Here is a 22657-nt window from a genome sequence, read left to right as displayed (position 1 = left end):
ATGGATTTGGTACTCCTTGATAAAACGAACACACTTACAGACGAACAATTAAACTTGGTTTCAACGATTATAGATTTTGCAGCGAAACAAGAAGTCATTAATCTACCAGAAAATACGGAAATGTCAGTGACGTTTGTTGATGATGAAGAAATTCATCAAATCAACAAAGAGCATCGTCAAAAAGATCGTCCGACTGATGTAATCAGTTTTGCATTAGAAGAAGATGATTTATCAGGTTTTGAATTTGATTTAGAAGAACTTGGTTTACCAAGAAATATTGGGGACTTATTCATTTCTGTTGATCGAACGAAAGAACAAGCAGAAGAATATGACCATTCATTTGATAGAGAACTTGGTTTTTTAACGATTCATGGATTTTTGCATCTTAATGGATATGACCATATGACACCAGAAGATGAGAAAGAGATGTTTGATCTACAGAGAAAGATTTTAGATGCGTATGGCTTGGAACGATAAACAAACTGAGAAAAATCGACGTTTTATCCAGTCTTTAACTCATGCATTATATGGATTAAAGACTGTGATAAAAGAAGAAAGAAACATGAAGTATCATATGTTGTTAGGACTCAGTGCGGTTATACTAGGTGTTTTCTGTCACATTTCAATCGCTGAATGGCTATGGTTAATTTGTGCGATTGTGTTAGTATTGATGGCTGAAATGACCAATACAGCATTTGAAGTATTAGTTGATTTAGTAACAAATAAAACGTATCATCCTTTAGCGAAAAAAGTAAAAGACATGGCTGCCGGTATGGTGTTACTCAGTGCCTTTTTTGCTATATTTGTGGGGATGATCATCTTCCTACCTAAAATAATATCATTTTTAGTAGGTCGTTAAGAAAGGATAAATTGAATGTCAGAACAAAATTTTAAATCAGGATTTGTCGCAATTGTCGGAAGACCAAACGTCGGGAAATCAACCTTATTAAATCGTATTGTGGCTCAAAAAATTGCGATTATGAGTAATAAAGCTCAAACAACACGAAATAAAATTCAAGGAATTTATACAACAAAAGAAGCACAAATTGTGTTTATTGATACGCCAGGAATTCATAAACCAAAAAATAAATTAGGCGACTTTATGGTTGAAACAGCCTATAGTGCGTTACGTGAAGTCGATGCCGTTATCTTTATGGTGAGTGCGGACATGCCAAGAGGTCGTGGTGATGACTTTATCATCGAACGATTGAAGAAAGCGGATGCTCCTGTATATCTAGTCATTAATAAAATTGATACCGTTCATCCAGATGAATTGTTACCGATTATTGATGATTACCGTCAAGAGCTTGATTTTAAAGAAATTGTCCCAATCTCTGCCACGGAAGGAAATAATGTGGAACATTTATTAGAAACCTTGGTAAATGATATGCCAGAAGGGCCACAGTTTTTCCCAGATGATCAAGTCACTGACCATCCGGAGTATTTTATCGTGTCAGAACTTATTCGTGAGAAAGTCTTACAATTAACAGAACAAGAAGTTCCTCATTCTGTAGCGGTCGTAACAGAAAGCATGAAACGTGATGATCATGATAAAATTCATATTCAAGCCACAATCATAGTGGAACGCGATAGCCAAAAAGGCATTATTATTGGTAAAGGTGGTAAAATGCTTAAAAATATCGGAACGAAAAGTCGTAAAGATATTGAGAACCTTTTAGGTGATAAAGTCTTCTTAGAATTGTGGGTAAAAGTACAAAAAAATTGGCGTGATAAACGTCGTGATTTACAAAATTACGGATACAGAGAAACAGATTATTAAACATGGATTTTTCCATGTTTTTTATTCATTTAAGGAGGTGACAAATTGAGAGGACCACAAGAGGTTAATGGGATTGTTCTTTTTTCAAGAAATTATCGTGAGAGTGATAAACTTGTAAAGATTTTTACTGAATCAAGTGGAAAACGCATGTTTTTTGTGCGCCACGCAAATAAAAAGAATAGTCAAATCAATTCAGCCATCCAACCCTTTACTCAAGCCAATTACATTGGTGATTTAAAAGAAGAAGGTCTCTCTTTTTTAAACTCTGCCAAAGACATTCATCCTTTTTTTGCGATTCAACAGGATATTTTTTTATCAGCCTATGCTACATATATCCTTAATTTAAGTGATGCTGCCATTGACGATAACGTTTATGATCCGTTTTTATTTGGTTTTATCAAAGACTCACTAACCCTGATAGATGAGGGCTATGATGCCGAAATAATCACCAATATTTTTGAAATACAATTGCTTCAACGTTTTGGCATCCAACTTAATTTTTCATCGTGTGCCATTTGTGGCAGCCAAGAGGAACCATTTGATTTTTCTGATAAATATCACGGGGTGTTGTGTCAAAAGCATTGGTCAATGGATGAGCGAAGGTTTCACTACTCACCAAGAGCATTGCATTTTATTCGATTATTTAATCACATTAGTTTTGAACAGATTAAAAGTATTAACTTATCTGACGAGACGAAACAATACATTAGACAAGTGATTGATTCCATCTATGAAGAATACGTTGGTTTGCAGTTAAAAAGTAAGAAATTTATTGATGATATGCAAAATTGGAAGGAAATGATTCCAAAAAGAGAAAACAAAATTGACAAACAAGACAATACCAATTAAAATAAAGACAACTTAGATAGACACGTTGAAAGAACTAAGTAAAGTTGAGTGAGCTAATGAAAGCGAGTTTGGGAGAGTGTAAGCCAAATATTAGACATCATCTTGAAGGCATTCTGGAGTGTTTTAAAATGAAGCTGCCGTGAAAACGGAAGTAGGGTGGAACCGCGAATAGTCGTCCCTATGTTTGATATGTTTATCAAGCATAGGGACTTTTTATTATGTTAAAAAATAGGAGGAGAAACAATGAGTCAAAAATTAACCATACAAGAAATGATTTTAGCTCTACAAAATTATTGGTCAAATCAAGGCTGTATGTTAATGCAAGCATACGATACGGAAAAAGGGGCCGGAACAATGAGTCCATATACTTTTTTACGTGCGATTGGTCCAGAACCTTGGAACGCAGCATACGTTGAACCATCACGTCGTCCTGCAGACGGAAGATATGGAGATAACCCAAACCGTTTGTATCAACATCATCAATTCCAAGTCGTGATGAAACCTTCACCAGAAAACATCCAAGAATTATATTTAGATAGTTTGAAAGTATTGGGCATTGACCCATTACAACATGACATTCGTTTTGTTGAAGATAACTGGGAAAATCCTTCTATGGGTTGTGCTGGATTAGGTTGGGAAGTTTGGTTAGATGGAATGGAAATCACTCAGTTTACTTATTTCCAACAAGTGGGTGGATTAGAGTGTAAACCTGTTACATCAGAAATTACATATGGATTAGAACGTTTAGCTTCTTACATTCAAGAAGTTGAAAGTGTCTATGATTTAGAATGGACGAAAGGCGTTAAATACGGTGAGATTTTTGTGCAACCTGAATATGAGCATTCAGTGTATTCATTTGAACAAAGTGACCAAGAGTTATTATTAAACTTATTTAACAGTTATGAAAACGAAGCAAAACGTGCCATTGAATTAGGATTAATTCATCCTGCGTATGATTATGTATTAAAATGTAGTCACATGTTTAACTTACTTGATGCTAGAGGAGCCGTATCTGTTACAGAACGTGCGGGTTATTTAGCAAGAATTCGTAATATGGCTAGAGCGTTAGCTAAAGGGTTTGTTGAAGAACGTGAGAAATTAGGTTTCCCATTATTAAAAGAATCAGTGGAGGAGGATATTCATGAGTAAACAATTTTTATTAGAAGTCGGGTTGGAAGAAGTACCAGCTCATTTAGTCACTCCAACATCAAAACAATTTGCTAAAAAAGCAGCAGATTACTTGAATGAACATCGTGTGTCATTTGATAATATCGAAGTGTTTTCTACACCAAGACGTTTTGCTATTCGTGTAAATGGATTAGCTGATAAACAAGAAAACATAGAAGAAAAAGCAAAAGGACCGGCAAAAAAAATCGCACAAGATGCGGACGGTCATTGGACAAAAGCAGCGATTGGTTTTGCTAAAGGTCAAGGGGCAACAACTGATGATTTATATTTTGAAACAATTAAAGATGTTGAGTATGTCTTTGTTGATAAATTTATTGAAGGCCAACCTGTTGAAACGATTTTACCAGGCTTAACAGATGTCGTAGCTCATTTAACGTTTCCAATCAGCATGACATGGGGAGAAGGAAACTACCGCTTTATCCGTCCAGTACATTGGTTAGTGGCGTTACTTGAAGATAAAATTATCCCTATGTCATTGTTTGGTATTAACAGCTCAAACACATCTCGTGGACATCGTTTCTTAGGAAAAGTTGCGACGATTAATCACTCATCTAATTACGAAACAGCTTTGGAAGAACAGTTTGTGATTGTTAATCCAGTGATTCGCCAAGACAAAATTAGTAAACAAATCAATGAGATAGAAGAAGCAAATCAATGGACAATTCCTCAAGATGCCGATTTATTAGAAGAAGTCGTTAACCTTGTTGAATATCCAACTGTTTTTGTTGGAAACTTTGAGAAAAACTACTTATCATTACCTTCAGAAGTGTTAATTACGTCGATGAAAGAACACCAACGTTATTTTGAAGTCCTAGATTCAGAAGGAAACTTACTAAATCATTTTGTCTCTGTACGAAATGGTAACTCTGACTATCTTGATAACGTTAGAAAAGGAAATGAAAAAGTTCTTCAAGCTCGTTTGGAAGATGCAGAATTTTTCTATGAAGAAGATTTGAAATCATCTATTGCTGATTATGTCGAAAAACTAAAATCAGTCACATTCCATGAAAAAATTGGGTCAATGTATGAAAAAATGCAACGTGTTTCCGTTATTTCAGAATTAATCGGAACATCAGTTGGTCTATCTGACACAGAGATGAAAGAGTTAGAACGTGCTGCCCAAATTTATAAGTTTGATTTGGTAACATTAATGGTAGATGAGTTCCCAGAGTTACAAGGATTAATCGGGGAAAAATATGCAACAATTAAATGTGAAAGTAAAGGTGTAGCTCAAGCGATTCGCGAGCATTATTTACCTAAATCAAGTGATGGCGAGTTACCTGAAAGTAATATAGGGGCTGTTTTAGCTATTGCAGACAAGTCTGATACGTTATTATCATTTTTTGCTGTAGGACTTATGCCTAAAGGATCAAATGACCCATATGCGTTACGAAGACAAGCTTATGGTATTATCCGTATTATCGAATCGAAAGGATGGGACTTCCCAATCGTTCGTTTACAACAACAAATGAAAGAGTTAATCAATGAAGACATTGAAAGATTTGGATTAAGTATTGAGGCAGATGAAGAAGTTTTAACAGAGTTTATCAAAGGTCGTATGAAACAATGGTTTAGTGGTAAACAAATTCGTCACGATATTATTGAGGCCGTCTTAGAAAGTCGACAAGAAAACTTGCATACGATGTTTGAAACAGCAGATATTTTAGTGAGTCAAGCATCGGAAAGTGATTTTAGACCAACAATCGAATCTTTAACACGTGTTATTAATTTGTCTAATAAAGCAGAAGATAAAGAAGTAGGAAAGGTAAATCCAGAATTATTTGAAAATGATTCTGAGAAAAAACTTTATGAAGCAATTATGTCGGTTTCAGAAAAAGTGGGTGATTTGACACTTAATGAATTGTATGAAGAACTGCGTCATTTAAACCCATTGATTGAATCATATTTTGAAGATACAATGGTTATGGTTGATGATCAAGCAATAAGAGAAAATCGTTTAAATCAATTAAAAATGATAGCAAATATTGCATTATCCTTTGCAAGTTTAGATCGTTTAATTGTTAAATAAAAAAAGTGGCTACTTGATTTAATCAGTAGCCACTTTTTCTATGTTATTAATTTCTTCTATTAGTTGTTGCTCTAGGTGTACTAAATGATTTCCATGCATTTTTATAATTATCATCGGTTCCACCAATACCAAATTTGAAAGTACTATCTTTAGGGCCATCAGTTGCATAAAAGCTTTCTACTTCTTTTGCTCCTTTTAAGTTGATTTGTTGATTATCTACTTTGACGGTGGCTACCTTTTCTCCTGTAAATTCGACGACCTTTTCTTTTTTTACAGAAGGGTCTAAGGTGAATTTTTCATTCACTTTAAATATATCAGAATTTCTTTGATACACATAATTTGTCATATAAGACCAATAAATCATATTTTGTTTGTTCCACGTTGAGCTCATTTGAGTGTTGTCATCGTAACCAATCCAGCTACTCATCGTCACTCCCGGAGTAGAAGCGGTAAACCAATAATCTTTTTCTAATTCTGATGTCCCGGTTTTTCCAACCCAGTCAGCTCTAGCAAGTGTTGGGTTAACAGATTGAAGGGACTCCTGGGCTGCTTGACCTGTTCCACTTTTTAGAACATCTCGCATCATGTCATTCATGATAGATGCTGTAGCAGGTTTAAAGACTTGGGTTGGATCAGATTTATGTTCATAAATGACCTCACCTTCTTCATTTGTGATTTTATCAATGGAGAAGCCTTTATTATAAACTCCTTTATTAGCTAAAGTAGCATAAGCTTCTGTTTCCTCTAAGACCGTCATACCATAATCAGTTGCGCCAAGAGGGATTGATTCACGGTAGTACTCATCGGGATTAAGTCCTATATTCATTTTATCAAAATATTGTTTAGGATCTATACTTTGAAGCATATCATTGTATAAATTAACCACCGGAATATTCAGTGACCATTTTAGTGATTCTCTTACAGATTTAAAGGAGTTGCTCCCTTTATCAGAATAGTTTTTTACTTCTTGTCCATTTTTGTATTTTAATGGATAATCAGATAATTTTGATTCTGAACCAATGATACCATTATCGATTGCTGGAGCGTAAGCTAAAATAGGTTTCATAGTAGAGCCAGGTGAACGTCTAGTTTGAAAAGCATGATTATTTTGATTTTGGCTATAATTTCTACCACCAATAAAACCGTAGATACGGCCAGTTTGATTATCCATTAAGACACTTCCTGTTTCCAGTAATTTTCCACTGCCATCATCTAATACATAGCCATAATTATTTACCGCTTCTTGCATGGCATCATATGTTGTTTTATCAATCGTTGAATGAATCGTATAACCAGAACGTGCAATATCTTTTTTGACTCTTTCGAAATATTGATCAAATAGTTGTTTTGAATTATTGATATCATCTTCTGTGTGTCCATCAGCTTCATAGTAACTTGGCATTAAAACACGCGTTGCTTCATCATATAGATAGGTATATAAAAAGCCATTCTCAGTATCCGATTTAGGAGAAGGTGCAATGAAATCTTGTTTCAAATCATAACTTTTTGCTGCTTCATATTCGTCCTTAGTGATTATTTTTTCACGATACATATTAAAGAGAACGTCATCTTTTCTATTAAGTCCAGCACTTAAGTCATCTTTCAATTGTGCATCGTTTGTGTATGGAGAGTATTCTATTGGGCTTTGTGGTAGACCAGCTAAAAAAGCAGCTTGTGGTAAAGTAACCTCACTAGCGTGAACGCCAAATATTCCTAAAGCGGCTTCTTCAATACCTGCAATATTTTCACCATGATTATTTCGTCCAAAAGGAGAAACATTCAGGTAAGCACTTAAAATATCATCTTTTGACATGATTTTTTCAGTTCGAAGAGCAAGCATTATTTCTGAAGCTTTTCTTTTATAAGATGTTTCATTTGTTAAAACTTGTTGTTTGACTAATTGTTGTGTAATGGTTGAACCACCAGACTTACTTCCAATGCCAATGATATCAGACAAAGTTGCTCTAGCAACCGCTTTTGGTACAATTCCTTTGTGTTCAAAAAAGTTTTCGTCCTCAGTAGTAACCAACGCTTCCTTTATAAAATTTGAAATTTTATTTGATGAAATATTTGTACGAATTAAGTCTGATTTTATTACTGAAACTAAAGAACCATCTGCATAAGTTATGTTAGACTGTTGATCTAAATCTGAAATTTTTTTGACAAGATCTTCTTTTTCAGGTACATCAACGGTTTTAACTAAAGAAGCAAAATAGCCAATGCCTGTTCCAATACCTAATGCAGCTAAAGATAAGCCTACAATAATTAATAGAATAAATAACGATCGAAATACACGATAAGTGACATTAATGACAAATGGCCAATCACGTTTTTTATCAGGATCAGGGGTTTGAGTTTCCACTTCTTCTGGAGTATCTAAGGGAGTATCAAACTTATTGTCCTCGTTCAATTTATCACCTCATTCTTTTTATGTGCTCAATTATATCATTTTACAATTAATCATTATACTTAGTCAAATTGTTTTGGTGTTCTGATATAAAAATCACATTTTAATCTTTCTTTTAGATTATGAATAGGTTAAGATTAAAGATGAATAAAATTAAGGAGGAACTAATATGACAACGAATTTTTTATCAGAATTAAAGGATCGTGGTCTCGTCTATCAAATGACTGACGAACAAGCATTAGAAGAATTATTGAATGAAGAGTCTGTTAAGTTGTATATTGGTTTTGATCCGACAGCAGATAGTTTACACATCGGTCATTTATTACCAGTATTAACCTTAAAACGATTTCAAGAACAAGGACACGTGCCAGTAGCACTTGTTGGTGGGGGAACTGGTATGATTGGTGACCCATCATTTAAAGATGCAGAACGTAGTTTAAATTCTACTGAAATTGTTGAATCATGGGCCAATAGTCTTAAAAATCAATTGTCTCGTTTTATTGATTTTGATGATAAAACAAATCCAGCCATTTTAGCGAATAATGCTGATTGGTTGACTAGTATGACACTGATTGACTTTTTAAGAGATGTAGGTAAAAACTTTACAATCAATTATATGATGAGTAAAGAAAGTGTGAAGCGTCGTATTGAAACAGGTATTTCTTATACTGAATTTGCTTATCAATTATTACAAGCTTATGACTTTCTAAAACTATATGAAACAGAAGGAGTAAAACTTCAATTAGGTGGAAGTGATCAGTGGGGAAATATCACTTCAGGTATTGAGTTATTACGACGTGAAAAAGAAGTACAAGGTTATGGCTTAACGATGCCACTAATTAAAAAAGCAGATGGTACAAAATTTGGTAAAACAGAAGGAAATGCTGTTTGGTTAGATGCTGATAAAACATCTCCGTATGAATTCTACCAATTTTGGTTAAACACTGATGACCGTGATGCGGTTCAATTCTTAAAATACTTTACGTTTTTATCACTAGATGAAATTGTTGAGATTGAAAAAGAATTTAATGACGCACCTCATGAAAGAGCTGCACAAAAAGCATTGGCTAAAGAAGTCACAACACTGGTTCATGGTGAAAAATCTTACGAACAAGCTGTGAGAATTTCTAAAGCATTGTTTAGTGGTGACATCAAAGAATTAACTGGCGAAGAAATTAAACAAGGGTTTAAAGATGTTCCTAGTTATGAAGTATCAGCTAATGATGATTTAAATCTTGTTGAGTTATTAGTGAACGCTGGTATTGAGTCATCTAAACGTCAAGCACGTGAGGATGTCAAAAATGGAGCTATCTACATTAACGGAGATAGAATCCAAGAGTTAGAATATGTCTTATCTGATAAAGATAAAATAGAAAATGAATTTATTGTTATTCGACGTGGAAAGAAAAAATATTTCTTATTGAAGTTTTAAAAAGTTGTTAATAGTTAGCTAAACCTAAGAAAAAATGATGATTATCATCATTTTTTCTTAGGTTTTTTAATTTCTTTAAATAAAGATAATTTCAAATAATATTATTCAATAAAGTTGATTAAATTAATTTTATTGTTCTAAAATAGAATAAATGATAAATTTAATAGTACTTATATTCTTTTTTTTTTTTTAAAACTTCATTATAGAAAACTTTACAATTATAAACTTTACAGTATATAATGAATTCTTAATAGAATAATATTAATTTTTGATGAGAAAAGTTAGCGGTTTATCATCACATTATAAGAGAGGGGTTTTTAGCAATGATTACATTTAAAAATGTAGAAAAATACTATGGAGAGTTTCATGCATTAAAAGATATCAATCTAACAATTGAAACTGGTGAGGTGGTTGTTGTATTAGGTCCTTCTGGATCAGGTAAGAGTACTATGCTACGTTGTATCAATGCATTGGAAGACATATCAACTGGTGAATTAATAGTAGATGGAACCAGTATTTTTGATCCAAAAACGAATTTAAATAATGTTCGAAAAAACTTAGGAATGGTATTTCAGCAATTTAACTTATATGCTAATATGACGGTGTTAGAAAATGTAACACTCGCGCCAGTAAAAGTGTTAGGTTTAGATAAACAGGAAGCTAATAAGAGAGCTGAACAATTATTAGATAGAGTCGGTATGTTAGATAAAAAAGAGTCTTATCCCTCACAGTTGTCAGGAGGTCAACAACAACGTGTCGCTATTGCAAGAAGTTTAGCTATGACACCTGATTATATGTTATTTGATGAGCCAACGTCAGCACTTGACCCAGAGATGGTTGGAGAAGTATTGGATGTTATGAAGTCTCTAGCAAAAGAGTCTGGTATGACGATGGTTGTGGTAACTCATGAGATGGGATTTGCCAGAGAAGTAGCGGATAGAGTCATTTTTATGGCTGATGGAGAAGTACTAGAAGATCGCGAATCAGAAGCCTTTTTTGATGATCCACAAGATGAAAGAGCGAAACAATTTTTAAGTAAAATTATTAGTCACTAGGAGGGAGCAATATGAAAAAAGTTTATCGTGGTTTATTGATGTTAATGATGCTTTCTTTCGTTTTTTTACTTGGAGCTTGTGGGGCAAAAAGTATTTCTGAATCAAATGTGTTAGATACAATCAAAGAGAAAGATAAAATGATTTGGGGAGTCAAGTATGACACCAAGTTATTTGGTTTGATGAATATAGAAAAAAGAGAAGTAGAAGGATTTGATATTGATATCGCAAAAGAAATCACTAAACGTTTGTTAGGTGATGAAAAGAAAGCAGAATTTGTTGAGGTTACATCAAAAACAAGAATACCTCTTTTAAAAAATGGAAACATTGATGCGATTATTGCCACTATGACCATTAGTGACGAGCGTAAAAAACAAGTGGATTTCTCAGATGTTTATTTTGATGCGGGGCAGTCACTTTTAGTTAAAAAAGGTAGCGACATAAAAAGTATTGATGATTTAAAAGCAGGAAAAATAGTTTTAGCCGTAAAAGGATCTACTTCAGCTGTAAACGTGAGGAAAAAAGCCCCTGATGTGACAGTTTTAGAATTAGAAAACTATGCTGAAGCGTTTACGGCTCTTCAATCCGGACAAGGTGATGCGATGACAACAGATAATAGCATCCTTTTAGGTGTGGTATCTGAAAACCCTGATTATGAATTAGTTGGTGGTAATTTTACTGAGGAACCATATGGTATTGCGTTTAATAAAGGGCAAACAGACTTAGTAAATGAAGTCAATCGATTGTTATCAGACATGAAAAAAGATGGCACCTATGACAAGATATATAAAAAATGGATTAAAGACTAAAAGATAAAGGAGTTGAGACTATGTTAGAAATTTGGAATACTTATCATCAAGATATTTTATCTGGACTAAAAGTAACATTGACAGCCAGTTTGATTGCGTTAATTGGTAGTTTGATTATTGGAACAATAACAGCCATGATGCAAGTAGCCACAAAAAAATGGATTCGACGAATTGGCAATATCTACGTTAATTTTTTCCGTAATATTCCTTTATTAATTGTGGTAATGTTTTTCTTTGTTGTATTACCGTTGTATGGATTTAAATTTAATGGAATCACATCAGGTACCATTGGCTTAACATTATATACATCAGCTTTTATTGCGGATACGGTTCGATCAGGTATTGAAGCTGTATCAACGGGTCAAAAGGAAGCAGGAATGTCTTCAGGCTTAAATTATTTCCAAATTATGTACTATATCGTGTTACCTCAAGCATTTAAAGTGGCGTTGCCTTCATTAGGAAATCAATTTATCAATTTAGTTAAAAATTCGTCTATTTTGGCTATGGTTACAGGAGCAGATCTTATGTATACCGGCGACTTGATTGCCAGTGAAACGTTTAATACGTTAGGAACGTATACATTAATTGGCCTCATTTATCTACTGATGACGATGCCGTTGTCGTATTTGATGCGATATATTGAAACACGCGTTGCAACAAATTAAGAAAGGAGTGAAAGAAATGAATTTTGCTCAAGCTTTGACATTACCTAATTTACGTTTTATTTTTGATGGGTTATTAGTAACTCTCGAGGTAGCGGTTATTTCGATTATTTTTAGTTTTATCATTGGTGGGATTTTAGGTGTTATCCGATTTTTACGTATACCATACTTATCCAAAATAGTTGGACTGATCATTGATATCATCAGAAATTTACCATTACTTTTAATTATATTCTTTACTTATTTTGCGTTGCCTCAAATTGGTATACAGTTTAGTATTTTTTGGTCAGCAGTTGTGGCATTGACGATTTTTGAATCAGCAATGCTATCTGAAATTATTCGAGGTGGGATTGAAGCTGTACCTAAAGGACAAATGGAAGCGGGTCGTTCAACTGGTCTTAATATTGCTCAAACAATGTATTATATTGTATTACCACAGGGGATTAAATTGATGGTTCCTCCGCTTGTTAGCCAGTTTGTTTCGTTAATTCGTGATACATCGTTAGCAGTTGTGATTTCTTTACCAGAGTTGACACACAATTCTAAAATTATTTATGCCCAATACCCTAGTACAGTATTGGTGATGTTCATCATCATGACAGTGTGTTATTTTGCCATTTGCTACTCACTATCGCTTTTTGCGAAACGATTTGAATTAAATTATCAAAAATAATCGAACGAATTTGTTCGGTTATTTTTTTAGGCAATAATCTTGTAGTCAATTCGATAAAACGCTACAATCTATAAAGTAAGTTAATAGAAATGAGGAATTATTTTATGTTATTAGGGTCTCATGTTAGTATGAGTGGAAAAGATATGCTGTTAGGGTCAGCAAAACAATCAGCAGAATATGGTGCATCAACTTTTATGATTTATACAGGTGCACCACAAAATACACGAAGAAAACCGATTGAAGAGTTAAATATTGAAGCAGGTCGAGAATTTATGCGTCAACATGATTTAGACATTAATAAAATAGTGGTACACGCTCCTTATATCATCAATCTTGGTAACACAACGAAACCACAAAACTTTGGGTTTGCCATTGACTTTTTACGTCAAGAAATTGAACGTGTGTCAGCTATTGGTGCAACACAAATAACAATGCATCCTGGTGCCCATGTTGGAGCGGGAGTTGATGCGGGGGTTAACCAAATTATTAAAGGATTAAATGAAGTGTTAACAAGTGATCAAACACCACAGATTGCGCTAGAAACGATGGCAGGAAAAGGAACAGAAATCGGTCGTTCATTTGAGGAAATCGCACGAATTATTGACGGGGTCACACATAACGATAAATTATCTGTGACGTTAGATACATGCCACATTAACGATGCTGGGTACAATGTTCGTGAAGATTTTGATGGTGTGTTAGAAGAGTTTGATAAAATCATTGGTTTGGACAGATTAAAAGTCATTCATGTCAATGATTCTAAAAACGATCAAGGCTCACATAAAGACCGTCATGCGAATATTGGCTTTGGGACAATTGGGTTTGATGCATTAAATTATGTGGTTCATCACGACCAATTAAAAGAGTTACCGAAAATTTTAGAAACACCTTTTGTAGGTGAAGATAAAAAAACAGCCAAAGCACCATACTATCATGAGATTAAAATGTTGAAAAAAGGAGAATTTAATCCTAATTTGTTAATAGATATTGAAAATAATGCCTAAATTTGTTAAAAGAGTCTTTTCATTGACGTTATTTTCTAGTACAATTGATTATTGTGGAGTAGATTAATTGGAGGAAGGAGCGTCGAAAAGATGAATACTGGATTAGCTATTTTATTCATTATTATTGCCCTAATTTTAGGAGCAGTCGGTGGATTCTTTTTAGCAAAGAAAACATTTGAAGATCAATTACAGAAAAATCCTCCCGTTAATGAGGATATGTTGCGTATGATGATGTCACAGATGGGTCAAAAACCGTCAGAGAAGAAAATACGTCAAATGATGCAAAACATGACAGCTCAAAACAACAAGAAGAAAAAATAGTTGTTTTGTTTTGGAATGAATAAAAAACATAAAAAACGGGTGCTTTTTCGCACCTGTTTTTTTATGGTCAAAAGGAGTGAACAACTTGAGCGTTTTTAAAAAATTAGCTTGGTTTTTCAAAGAAGAAAAGAAAAACTACATTATCGGTGTAGGGGCATTAATTTTAGTTGCTATTATTCAGTTATTACCGCCGAGAGTGATTGGGATTGTCGTGGACTCTATTGCTGATAAAACATTAACCGTTCAAAAATTAATGTTTTGGGTTGGATTATTAGTATTAGCAGCTATCGTGGTGTATTTATTGCGTTATGTGTGGCGAACACACATCTGGGGTGGTGCAGCTAGATTAGAAAAACGTATGAGAAAAAGGTTGTTCCATCATTTTACTCAGATGGACCAAACGTTTTATCAACGGTATCGTACAGGAGATTTAATGGCACATGCCACAAATGACTTAAACGCCATCCAAAACGTGGCTGGTGGAGGGATTTTAACCTTTGCTGATGCGTTTATTACAGGAGCTATAACGGTGATTGCGATGATTATTTTCATTGATTGGCGTTTAACATTACTAGCGTTACTACCGTTTCCACTGCTTGCTGTGTTATCTAGTAAACTTGGAGACAAGTTACACGCAGCGTTTAAAGAGTCACAAGATGCGTTTTCAAGATTAAATGATAAAACGCAAGAAACAATTACCGGGATAAAAGTGATTAAAACTTTTGGACAAGAAAAAGAAGAAATAGAAGATTTTAAAGAAAAAGTGGATTACTCTGTTAGAAAAAATAATCGCGTCAACTTTTTAGATGCATTATTTGATCCACTGATTACAATTATTATTGGGTTAAGTTACATTATTTCAATTTCGCTAGGTGGCTACTTAGTTAAAACTGGAAGTATTTCAATTGGGCAATTAATCTCATTTTTTAACTATATTGGGATGTTGGTTTGGCCAATGTTCGCAATCGGGCGTTTCTTTAACATTTTGCAACGAGGGAATGCAAGTTATGACCGTGTTAATGAATTATTAAGTGAAAAGTCAGCGATTATAGAAATGAAAACAGGTGTATCTCAGCCAGCAAAAGGAGATATCCATTATCACGTAGACAAATTTAATTACCCAGGTGATGAGGTAACAGCATTAGAACATATAGATTTTACCTTACATGAGGGAGATACTCTTGGAATAGTTGGTAAAACTGGAGCAGGGAAAACAACATTACTAAAACTGTTAATGCGTGAATACGATGATTATGATGGTGAGATATTATTTGGTGGTAACAAATTACAACATTATACATTGGATGCACTACTTCATTCGATTGGTTATGTGCCGCAAGATCATTTTCTGTTTTCGATGACAGTAAGAGATAATATTCGATTTGGTCGCCCAAAAGCATCACAAGAATTAGTCGAAACGATTGCTAAACAAGCAGCAGTACATGATGATATTATGGGATTTAGTCATGGCTATGACACAATGGTTGGAGAACGTGGTGTCTCTCTTTCAGGTGGTCAAAAACAACGTATCTCGATTGCACGAGCCCTATTAACAGAACCAGAATTATTAATTCTAGATGATGCGTTATCTGCTGTTGATGCTAAAACAGAGGAATTAATATTATCTAGTTTGAAAGAAACAAGACAAAATAAAACCACGATTATCACGACTCATAGATTAAGTAGTGTAAAACATGCAAAAGAAATCATTGTGATCGATGAAGGAAAAATCATCGAACGAGGCACCCATAACGAGTTGATTGCATTAAATGGTTGGTATAAGAAAATGTATGACCATCAACAACTTGAACAAAAAATTGAAGGGGGGCTAAACTAATGGAAGAACAACAATCAGCATGGTCCAAGTCGTTTACGATGAAAGAGCAAAAAGAAATCGTTAAGCGTTTGATAACTTTTGCTAAACCGTTTAGAAAATACTTTGTCGGATCATTAGTATTTGCTGTGTTACTTGCGGTCGTTAATATTATTCTACCGAAAATTTTGCAAGTATTTATGGATAACCATCTAACAGATACTAGTGTGACGACACAGACGATTTTATATTTTGCTGCCCTTTATGGTTTAGGAACGTTATTCAAAGCTATTGTATGGTTTGGACAGTGGATTTTATATTACAAAGGGTCATTGCAAACATACCAATCTATCCGCGTTAAGTTATTCTCAAAACTACAAATGATGGGCATGAGATACTTTGACCAGACACCTGCTGGATCAATTGTTTCTCGTGTGACGAACGACACTGAAACGTTATTTGATTTTTGGTTAGTTTTCTTGATGGTTTTATCTGCGTTATTTGGTATCGTGGCGTCATTTATTGCCATGGCAACGATTAATGTGCAATTAATGTTTGCTTGTTTGATCTTTTTTCCGATATTACTGGTGATTATCTGGTATTATCAAAAATTTAGTTCAAAGATTTACCGCAACATGCGTGAGCGGTTAAGTCAATTAAACACAAAATTAAATGAATCAATCTCAGGTATGCAAATTGTGCAATACTTTAGACAAGAAGAACGTCTTGAAGAAGAATTTGAAGAAAATAATAATGACTACTTAAAAACAAAGTATGCCATGATTCGAACTAATTCATTACTTCTTGCACCAATTATCAACTTACTTTTTGCTTTAGCAACCGCGATGATTTTAGGATTCTTTGGTTTTAAATCATTTAATTCGTTAGTTGAAGTTGGGATGATTTATGCCTTTATTTCATACGTACAACAATTTTTTAATCCAATGACACAGATGATGGACTTTTTAAGTACATTTCAAGATGGGCTTGTTGCTGGAAGCCGAATTATGCGTATTTTAGATCATGAAGAATTAGTGCCACAACAAAATGAAGGAGCTAATGCAACCATCACAAACGCTAAAATCGAGTTCAGAGATGTTAGTTTTTCTTATGACGGAACACATAATGTATTAAATAACATTAGTTTTGTCGCAAATCCAGGTGAAACAGTGGCGTTAGTTGGGCATACTGGAAGTGGTAAAAGTTCCATTATCAATGTGCTGATGCGATTTTATGAATTTTATGATGGTGATATTTTAATTGATGACGTGAATATCAAAGATTATCCAATGGAAGAATTACGTGAGAAAATGGGATTAGTCTTACAAGATGCGTTTATGTTTTATGGTGATATTTCAAGCAATATTAGATTGTTAAATAATGCTATTACAGATGAGCAGATTGTTAATGCGGCAAAATTTGTTCAAGCGGATAAATTTATTGAAACATTACCTAAAAAGTATCATGCACCTGTTTTGGAAGGTGGATCAAGTTTTTCAAGTGGCCAACGTCAGTTGATTTCATTTGCCAGAACAATCGTCACTGATCCGAAAATTCTAGTATTAGATGAGGCAACTGCTAATATCGATACCGAAACCGAAACACTGATTCAAGAAGGATTAGAGAAAATGCGTAAAGGTCGTACGACGATTGCCATTGCACATAGATTATCTACTATTAAAGATGCCAATCTTATTTTAGTTCTTGAAAAAGGTCATATTGTTGAAAAAGGAACTCATGATGAGTTAATTGATGAAGAAGGGTTATACTACGATATGTATCGTTTGCAAAACAATCAAATATAATATAATAAAGAAGAATCAAAAAAACAGACTCAGAAAATAATTTTTTCCCGAGTCTGTTTTTTTGATTTGTTAACATGACAGGCTAGTCAACAAGATACACAGAAGAATCGAAATATTGTTCGATGAATTCAATTTGGTCATATATTTCTTCTGCTGTATAGGTTTCACCTGAAGATGAGATAACCCATTTGGTTTCAACATCGTCATGTCGTTTGACAATGGCGATGAGGACACCATCAAATGACTCAATAGGGGTTTGAACAGTTCGTGATAAAATATAGGCACCTTGTTCTTTCCCGTTTCCCGTTATGATGTTTTTGACATAGCCATAGTTGATTGGATAAACAGTTCCAAATTCATTTTGATACCCAAGAGGTCTGTCTATCGTGACGTTTATTAAACGAGTCATAAATAACCTCCTTTTTCTTAAATTGTAATCCATATTTTAGGATTAAGCAATTCAAAAAGAAAAATAGAAAGAAATTATTCTAAGAATTTGCTATAATAGAAAAGGATTTGATCAGAAAGGGTGTTCGTACCAAATGACGCAAAAACATAATTTATTGGCAGGTCTAAATGACAAACAACAAGCTGCCGTTCAAACGACACAAGGGCCTTTACTTATAATGGCTGGTGCAGGTAGTGGGAAAACAAGAGTCTTAACTCACCGTGTCGCTTATTTAATCGATGAAAAAGGGGTTAATCCTTGGAATATTTTAGCTATTACCTTTACCAATAAAGCAGCCAAAGAGATGAAGGAACGTGTGGTGTCGATTCTTGGAACAGTTGGTGAAGATGTGTGGGTCTCAACTTTCCACTCAATGTGCGTCAAAATGTTACGACGTGACGCTGATTTAATTGGCTACAATCGTCAATTTACCATACTTGATGCTAGTGACCAACAGACATTGATTAAACGGATTTTAAAAGAGGAAAATATTGATCCTAAAAAACATGATCCACGCAGTATTTTATCGCAAATTAGTCAGGCAAAAAATGAGTTATTAACGCCTGAATTATATGAAGAGCGCTACAATGGTTATTTTGAGCAGATTGTGGCAATATGCTATAAGAGATACCAAAAAGAACTTCGCAACAATCAATCAATGGATTTTGATGATTTGATTATGTTAACAATTCGTTTATTTAAGGAAAGTCCTGAAACCTTGTCTTATTATCAAAATAAATTCCAATACATTCACGTTGATGAGTACCAAGACACAAACCATGCTCAATACACATTGGTTAACTTACTGGTGAAACGTTTTAATAATTTATGTGTTGTGGGGGATGCGGATCAAAGTATTTATGGTTGGCGTGGAGCTGATATGCAAAATATTTTAGATTTTGAATCAGATTATCCTGATGCTAAAACAATTTTGCTGGAACAAAACTATCGTTCAACCAAACATATTTTACAAGCGGCAAATAGTGTGATTAACCACAACCAAAACCGTAAGAAAAAAGAATTATGGACAGATAATCAATCAGGCGAAAAAATTGTGTATTATCGTGCTAACTCTGAACGAGAAGAAGTGCAATACATTGTGACTACCATTCAACAATTGAAACAACAAGAACAACGCTCATATGGCGATTTTTGTGTGTTATATCGGACGAATGCCATGTCCCGTGTGATTGAGGATACGTTTTTAAAAGCAAATATTCCTTATAAAATGGTTGGCGGGCATAAATTCTACGACCGTAAAGAAATCAAAGACATTTTAGGTTACTTAAAAGTGATTTCAAATGAAATGGATTCATTAAGTTTTGAGCGTGTGGTGAATAGTCCAAAACGAGGCATTGGACCAGGAACCATTGAAAAAATCAGAGAGTTTGCTGATATGCATGGTTGGTCGTTACTTCAAGCAACAGTTGATATTGATTTAACCCCGATTACTGGCAAAGCGAAAAAAGAGCTTGGTAATTTTGGGAAAATGATTATGCAATTAAGAAAGATGATTCCGTTTTTAACAATTACGGAATTAGTCGAACAAGTGTTAGATAAAAGTGGTTATCAAGAAGATTTGGTGAAACAAAATTCGCTTGAATCTCATTCACGTTTAGAAAACTTGGAAGAGTTCTTAACTGTAACCAAAGAATTTGACAAGCGTTATGAAGCGGGAGATTATGAAGACGAAAGTGAAAATGATGAAGATAAACTCGCGTTATTCTTAAATGATTTGGCACTTGTTTCTGATATTGATTCATTAGAAGACGACCAAGGTCAAGTTACCTTTATGACACTTCATGCGGCGAAAGGACTTGAGTTTCCTTATGTCTTTTTAGTTGGGATGGAAGAAAGTATTTTTCCACTATCTCGTGTGGTTTTAGAAAGTGATGAACTAGAGGAAGAACGTCGTTTAGCTTATGTGGGGATTACCCGGGCTGAAAAACAATTATTCTTAACGAACGCATCAAGTCGTATGTTGTATGGACGTACGCAATACAACCGTCCGTCACGTTTTTTAGAAGAAATTGACGATGACGTATTAGAAAAAGTTGGAGCAGTGCATAAAGTAGCTAGCCAAAAACCGATTGGTGAAAAATACCGTCGTGCAACGTATCAACAGCCAACGACAACAGCCGTTACGGCGAAAAAACAAACAGGTGGCGAAAAAGCACCATGGCAACCAGGTGATAAAGTCGAACACAAAGCGTGGGGTGTTGGAACGGTTGTTAAAGTGAGTGGAGACGCCAAAGATATGGAGTTAGATGTGGCATTTCCTTCTCAAGGGATTAAACGTTTATTGGCCGCTTTTGCACCTATTACAAAAGTAGATTAAAAAGAGGTGACCATTTTGGGTATTGATGAAGCAACAAAACGTGTGGGCGAGTTACGTCACACGTTAAATGAATGGGCACGCGCTTATTATGTGAAAGATGCGCCACTCGTTAGTGACCATGAATATGATAAGTTATACAAAGAATTAGTGAGTTTAGAAGGACAGTTTCCAAAACTTGTAACAAGTGATTCTATCACGCAACGAGTGGGCGGAAAATTACTAGACGGGTTTCAAAAAGTAGAGCACACGACACCAATGATGAGTTTAAGTAATGCCTTTAACGAGCAAGACTTACGTGATTTTGATAAACGCGTGAGAAAAGGCACGAGCAAACCCATTAGTTACATGGTAGAATTAAAGATTGACGGCCTGGCGATTAATTTAACTTATGACAATGGACAATTTGTTCAAGGTGCAACTCGTGGAGATGGTGTCGTAGGGGAGGATATTACGCAAAATTTGCGTACCGTTCACTCTATTCCACTATCACTGCAAACACCTGTGACACTGGACGTTCGTGGTGAGTGTTTTATGCCAAAAGAGTCGTTCGTTAGACTAAATGAGGAACGTGACAAAAATGGCGAAAGTGTGTTCGCGAATCCGCGTAATGCAGCAGCGGGGAGTTTACGTCAACTTGATTCATCTATCACAGCCAAACGTCAGTTAAGTACGTTTTTATATACAATTGCTAATCCTGAAGAATTAGGATTAACAACCCAAACAGACGCATTAGATTATCTAGATAGTTTAGGATTTAAAACGAATCATCAACGTGAACTTTGTGCCACGATTGATGACGTGTGGCAATACATTGTCGAATTTAGCGACAAACGTCACACGCTCGATTATGAAATTGATGGTATTGTGATTAAAGTCAATGATTTTGATGCACAAAATGAATTAGGTTATACAGTAAAAGCCCCTAAGTGGGCGATTGCGTATAAGTTTCCGGCTGAAGAAGTTCAAACAGTCTTACGAGACATCGAGTGGACAGTTGGACGAACGGGCGTTGTAACGCCAACTGCGGTGATGGATCCGGTGCAACTAGCTGGAACAACCGTTTCACGAGCTAGCTTACATAATTGTGATTTGATTGCTGAAAAAGACATTCGATTATTAGATACAGTCGTGATTCATAAAGCTGGAGATATAATTCCTGAGGTCACTCAAGTTGTGTTGGATAAGCGATCTGAAGACAGTCAGCCGTATGAGTTTCCAACACATTGTCCGACCTGTCATTCTGAATTGGAGCGTATTGAATCAGAAGTGGCATTAAGATGTTTAAATCCGGCTTGTCCAGCTCAAATTAAAGAAGGACTAAATCATTTTGTGTCACGTAATGCCATGAACATTGATGGATTAGGCCCTCGTGTGTTAGAACAAATGTATGAAAAAGAACTTGTCAAACAAGCAGCAGACTTGTACTATTTAACGCAAGAGCAATTATTAACGCTTGATAAAATCAAAGAAAAATCTGCTAATAATATTTTAGAGGCCATTGCAAGTAGCAAAGGTAATTCATTAGAGCGATTGTTGTTTGGTTTAGGAATTCAACATGTTGGATCAAAAGCTGCTAAAATTATTTCAAGTGAATTTGGTACGATTGATAAAATTATCGAAGCGGATAAAGAAAAGATTTTTGCGATTGACACGATTGGACCAGTGATGGCTGATAGTATTATCAAATATTTCTCGATTCCAGAAACATTGGAACAAATTGACAAACTAAAACAAGCTGGGGTGAATATGACGTATCTTGGTGTGACAAAAGAAGACATCACATCAATCGAGTCCCCATTTAAAGATAAAACGATTGTTTTAACTGGAAGTTTGACACAATTTAAACGAGCTGAAGCCAAACAAAAGATTGAGTCGTTAGGTGGAAAAGTGACGGGTAGTGTGTCGAAAAAAACGGATATGGTTGTTGCTGGAGAGGAAGCTGGTAGCAAGTTAACCAAAGCACAAGAATTAGGAATTGACGTTTGGAGTGAACAACAAATGGTTGATGCCATAAACGCGTCACATAAAACAGAGTAAAAGGAGAATT

Annotated in this window: 19 protein-coding genes; 17 read left to right on the top strand and 2 right to left on the bottom strand. The window is 34.8% G+C overall.

Features of this window, described 5'->3' with window-relative positions; genetic code table 11:
* The 6 genes from ybeY (at position 1) to glyS (ending at position 5846) form a co-directional block, all read left to right on the top strand.
* Positions 1-477: an rRNA maturation RNase YbeY gene (ybeY, locus tag MN581_RS01730; RefSeq protein WP_071456937.1), complete on the top strand. Its 477-nt coding sequence runs from the start codon at positions 1-3 to the stop codon at positions 475-477.
* A complete protein-coding gene (locus tag MN581_RS01725) occupies positions 461-859 on the top strand; it encodes a diacylglycerol kinase family protein (RefSeq protein WP_241699220.1) in 399 nt (132 codons plus the stop codon). Before ybeY ends, MN581_RS01725 begins: the two co-directional genes overlap by 17 nt.
* Before the next feature lie 15 nt (positions 860-874).
* Entirely contained in the window at positions 875-1780 is a 906-nt protein-coding gene (era, locus tag MN581_RS01720) for a GTPase Era (protein ID WP_071456935.1), read from the top strand.
* 45 nt (positions 1781-1825) lie between these two features.
* A complete protein-coding gene (gene recO, locus MN581_RS01715; protein ID WP_241699049.1) occupies positions 1826-2629 on the top strand; it encodes a DNA repair protein RecO in 804 nt (267 codons plus the stop codon).
* Between the two features lie 243 nt (positions 2630-2872).
* Positions 2873-3778 (top strand): glycine--tRNA ligase subunit alpha, encoded by a 906-nt coding sequence (glyQ, locus tag MN581_RS01710; protein ID WP_071456933.1) that lies wholly within the window; start codon positions 2873-2875, stop codon positions 3776-3778.
* Entirely contained in the window at positions 3771-5846 is a 2076-nt protein-coding gene (gene glyS / locus MN581_RS01705) for a glycine--tRNA ligase subunit beta (protein WP_241699048.1), read from the top strand. Before glyQ ends, glyS begins: the two co-directional genes overlap by 8 nt.
* A gap of 46 nt (positions 5847-5892) precedes the next feature.
* Here the strand turns inward: glyS and MN581_RS01700 are convergent, their stop codons facing one another.
* A complete protein-coding gene (locus MN581_RS01700) occupies positions 5893-8208 on the bottom strand; it encodes a transglycosylase domain-containing protein (RefSeq protein ID WP_117973178.1) in 2316 nt (771 codons plus the stop codon).
* A 214-nt stretch (positions 8209-8422) separates the two neighbouring features.
* Between MN581_RS01700 and tyrS the strand changes: the two genes are divergently transcribed.
* From tyrS to MN581_RS01655, 9 genes are all read left to right on the top strand, one after another.
* The gene (gene tyrS, locus MN581_RS01695; protein ID WP_117972806.1) at positions 8423-9685 is read left to right on the top strand and encodes a tyrosine--tRNA ligase; all 1263 of its coding nucleotides are present in this window, start codon (positions 8423-8425) and stop codon (positions 9683-9685) included.
* A gap of 323 nt (positions 9686-10008) precedes the next feature.
* A complete protein-coding gene (locus MN581_RS01690; RefSeq protein WP_241699047.1) occupies positions 10009-10740 on the top strand; it encodes an amino acid ABC transporter ATP-binding protein in 732 nt (243 codons plus the stop codon).
* A gap of 38 nt (positions 10741-10778) precedes the next feature.
* On the top strand, positions 10779-11546 hold the full coding sequence (locus MN581_RS01685) for a transporter substrate-binding domain-containing protein (protein WP_277756526.1): 768 nt from the start codon (positions 10779-10781) through the stop codon (positions 11544-11546).
* 20 nt (positions 11547-11566) lie between these two features.
* On the top strand, positions 11567-12211 hold the full coding sequence (locus tag MN581_RS01680) for an amino acid ABC transporter permease (RefSeq protein WP_071456928.1): 645 nt from the start codon (positions 11567-11569) through the stop codon (positions 12209-12211).
* A gap of 16 nt (positions 12212-12227) precedes the next feature.
* Positions 12228-12881 (top strand): amino acid ABC transporter permease, encoded by a 654-nt coding sequence (locus MN581_RS01675; RefSeq protein WP_079344656.1) that lies wholly within the window; start codon positions 12228-12230, stop codon positions 12879-12881.
* Positions 12882-12985: 104 nt separating this feature from the next.
* The gene (locus tag MN581_RS01670) at positions 12986-13885 is read left to right on the top strand and encodes a deoxyribonuclease IV (protein WP_117972803.1); all 900 of its coding nucleotides are present in this window, start codon (positions 12986-12988) and stop codon (positions 13883-13885) included.
* Between the two features lie 90 nt (positions 13886-13975).
* Positions 13976-14206, top strand: a complete 231-nt coding sequence (locus tag MN581_RS01665) for a YneF family protein (RefSeq protein WP_071456925.1) — start codon at positions 13976-13978, stop codon at positions 14204-14206.
* An 85-nt stretch (positions 14207-14291) separates the two neighbouring features.
* Positions 14292-16043, top strand: coding sequence for an ABC transporter transmembrane domain-containing protein (locus tag MN581_RS01660; protein ID WP_117972802.1), 1752 nt, complete (start codon positions 14292-14294; stop codon positions 16041-16043).
* The gene (locus tag MN581_RS01655; RefSeq protein ID WP_241699046.1) at positions 16043-17824 is read left to right on the top strand and encodes an ABC transporter ATP-binding protein; all 1782 of its coding nucleotides are present in this window, start codon (positions 16043-16045) and stop codon (positions 17822-17824) included. The genes MN581_RS01660 and MN581_RS01655 overlap by 1 nt, the downstream gene beginning before the upstream one ends.
* Before the next feature lie 82 nt (positions 17825-17906).
* Here the strand turns inward: MN581_RS01655 and MN581_RS01650 are convergent, their stop codons facing one another.
* Positions 17907-18233, bottom strand: a complete 327-nt coding sequence (locus tag MN581_RS01650; RefSeq protein ID WP_199500893.1) for an inorganic pyrophosphatase — start codon at positions 18231-18233, stop codon at positions 17907-17909.
* A 133-nt stretch (positions 18234-18366) separates the two neighbouring features.
* Between MN581_RS01650 and pcrA the strand changes: the two genes are divergently transcribed.
* Both pcrA and ligA read left to right on the top strand, forming a co-directional pair.
* Entirely contained in the window at positions 18367-20610 is a 2244-nt protein-coding gene (gene pcrA / locus MN581_RS01645; RefSeq protein ID WP_241699045.1) for a DNA helicase PcrA, read from the top strand.
* A 6-nt stretch (positions 20611-20616) separates the two neighbouring features.
* Positions 20617-22647, top strand: coding sequence for an NAD-dependent DNA ligase LigA (gene ligA, locus MN581_RS01640; protein ID WP_347247398.1), 2031 nt, complete (start codon positions 20617-20619; stop codon positions 22645-22647).
* The last annotated feature ends 10 nt before the right edge of the window (positions 22648-22657 follow it).

Origin of the sequence: Vagococcus sp. CY53-2 (assembly GCF_022604695.1) — a bacterium.
GTDB lineage: Bacteria > Bacillota > Bacilli > Lactobacillales > Vagococcaceae > Vagococcus.
The sequence above is the reverse complement of the archived record's forward strand: the minus strand, read 5'-3'. Positions and strand labels throughout refer to the sequence as shown.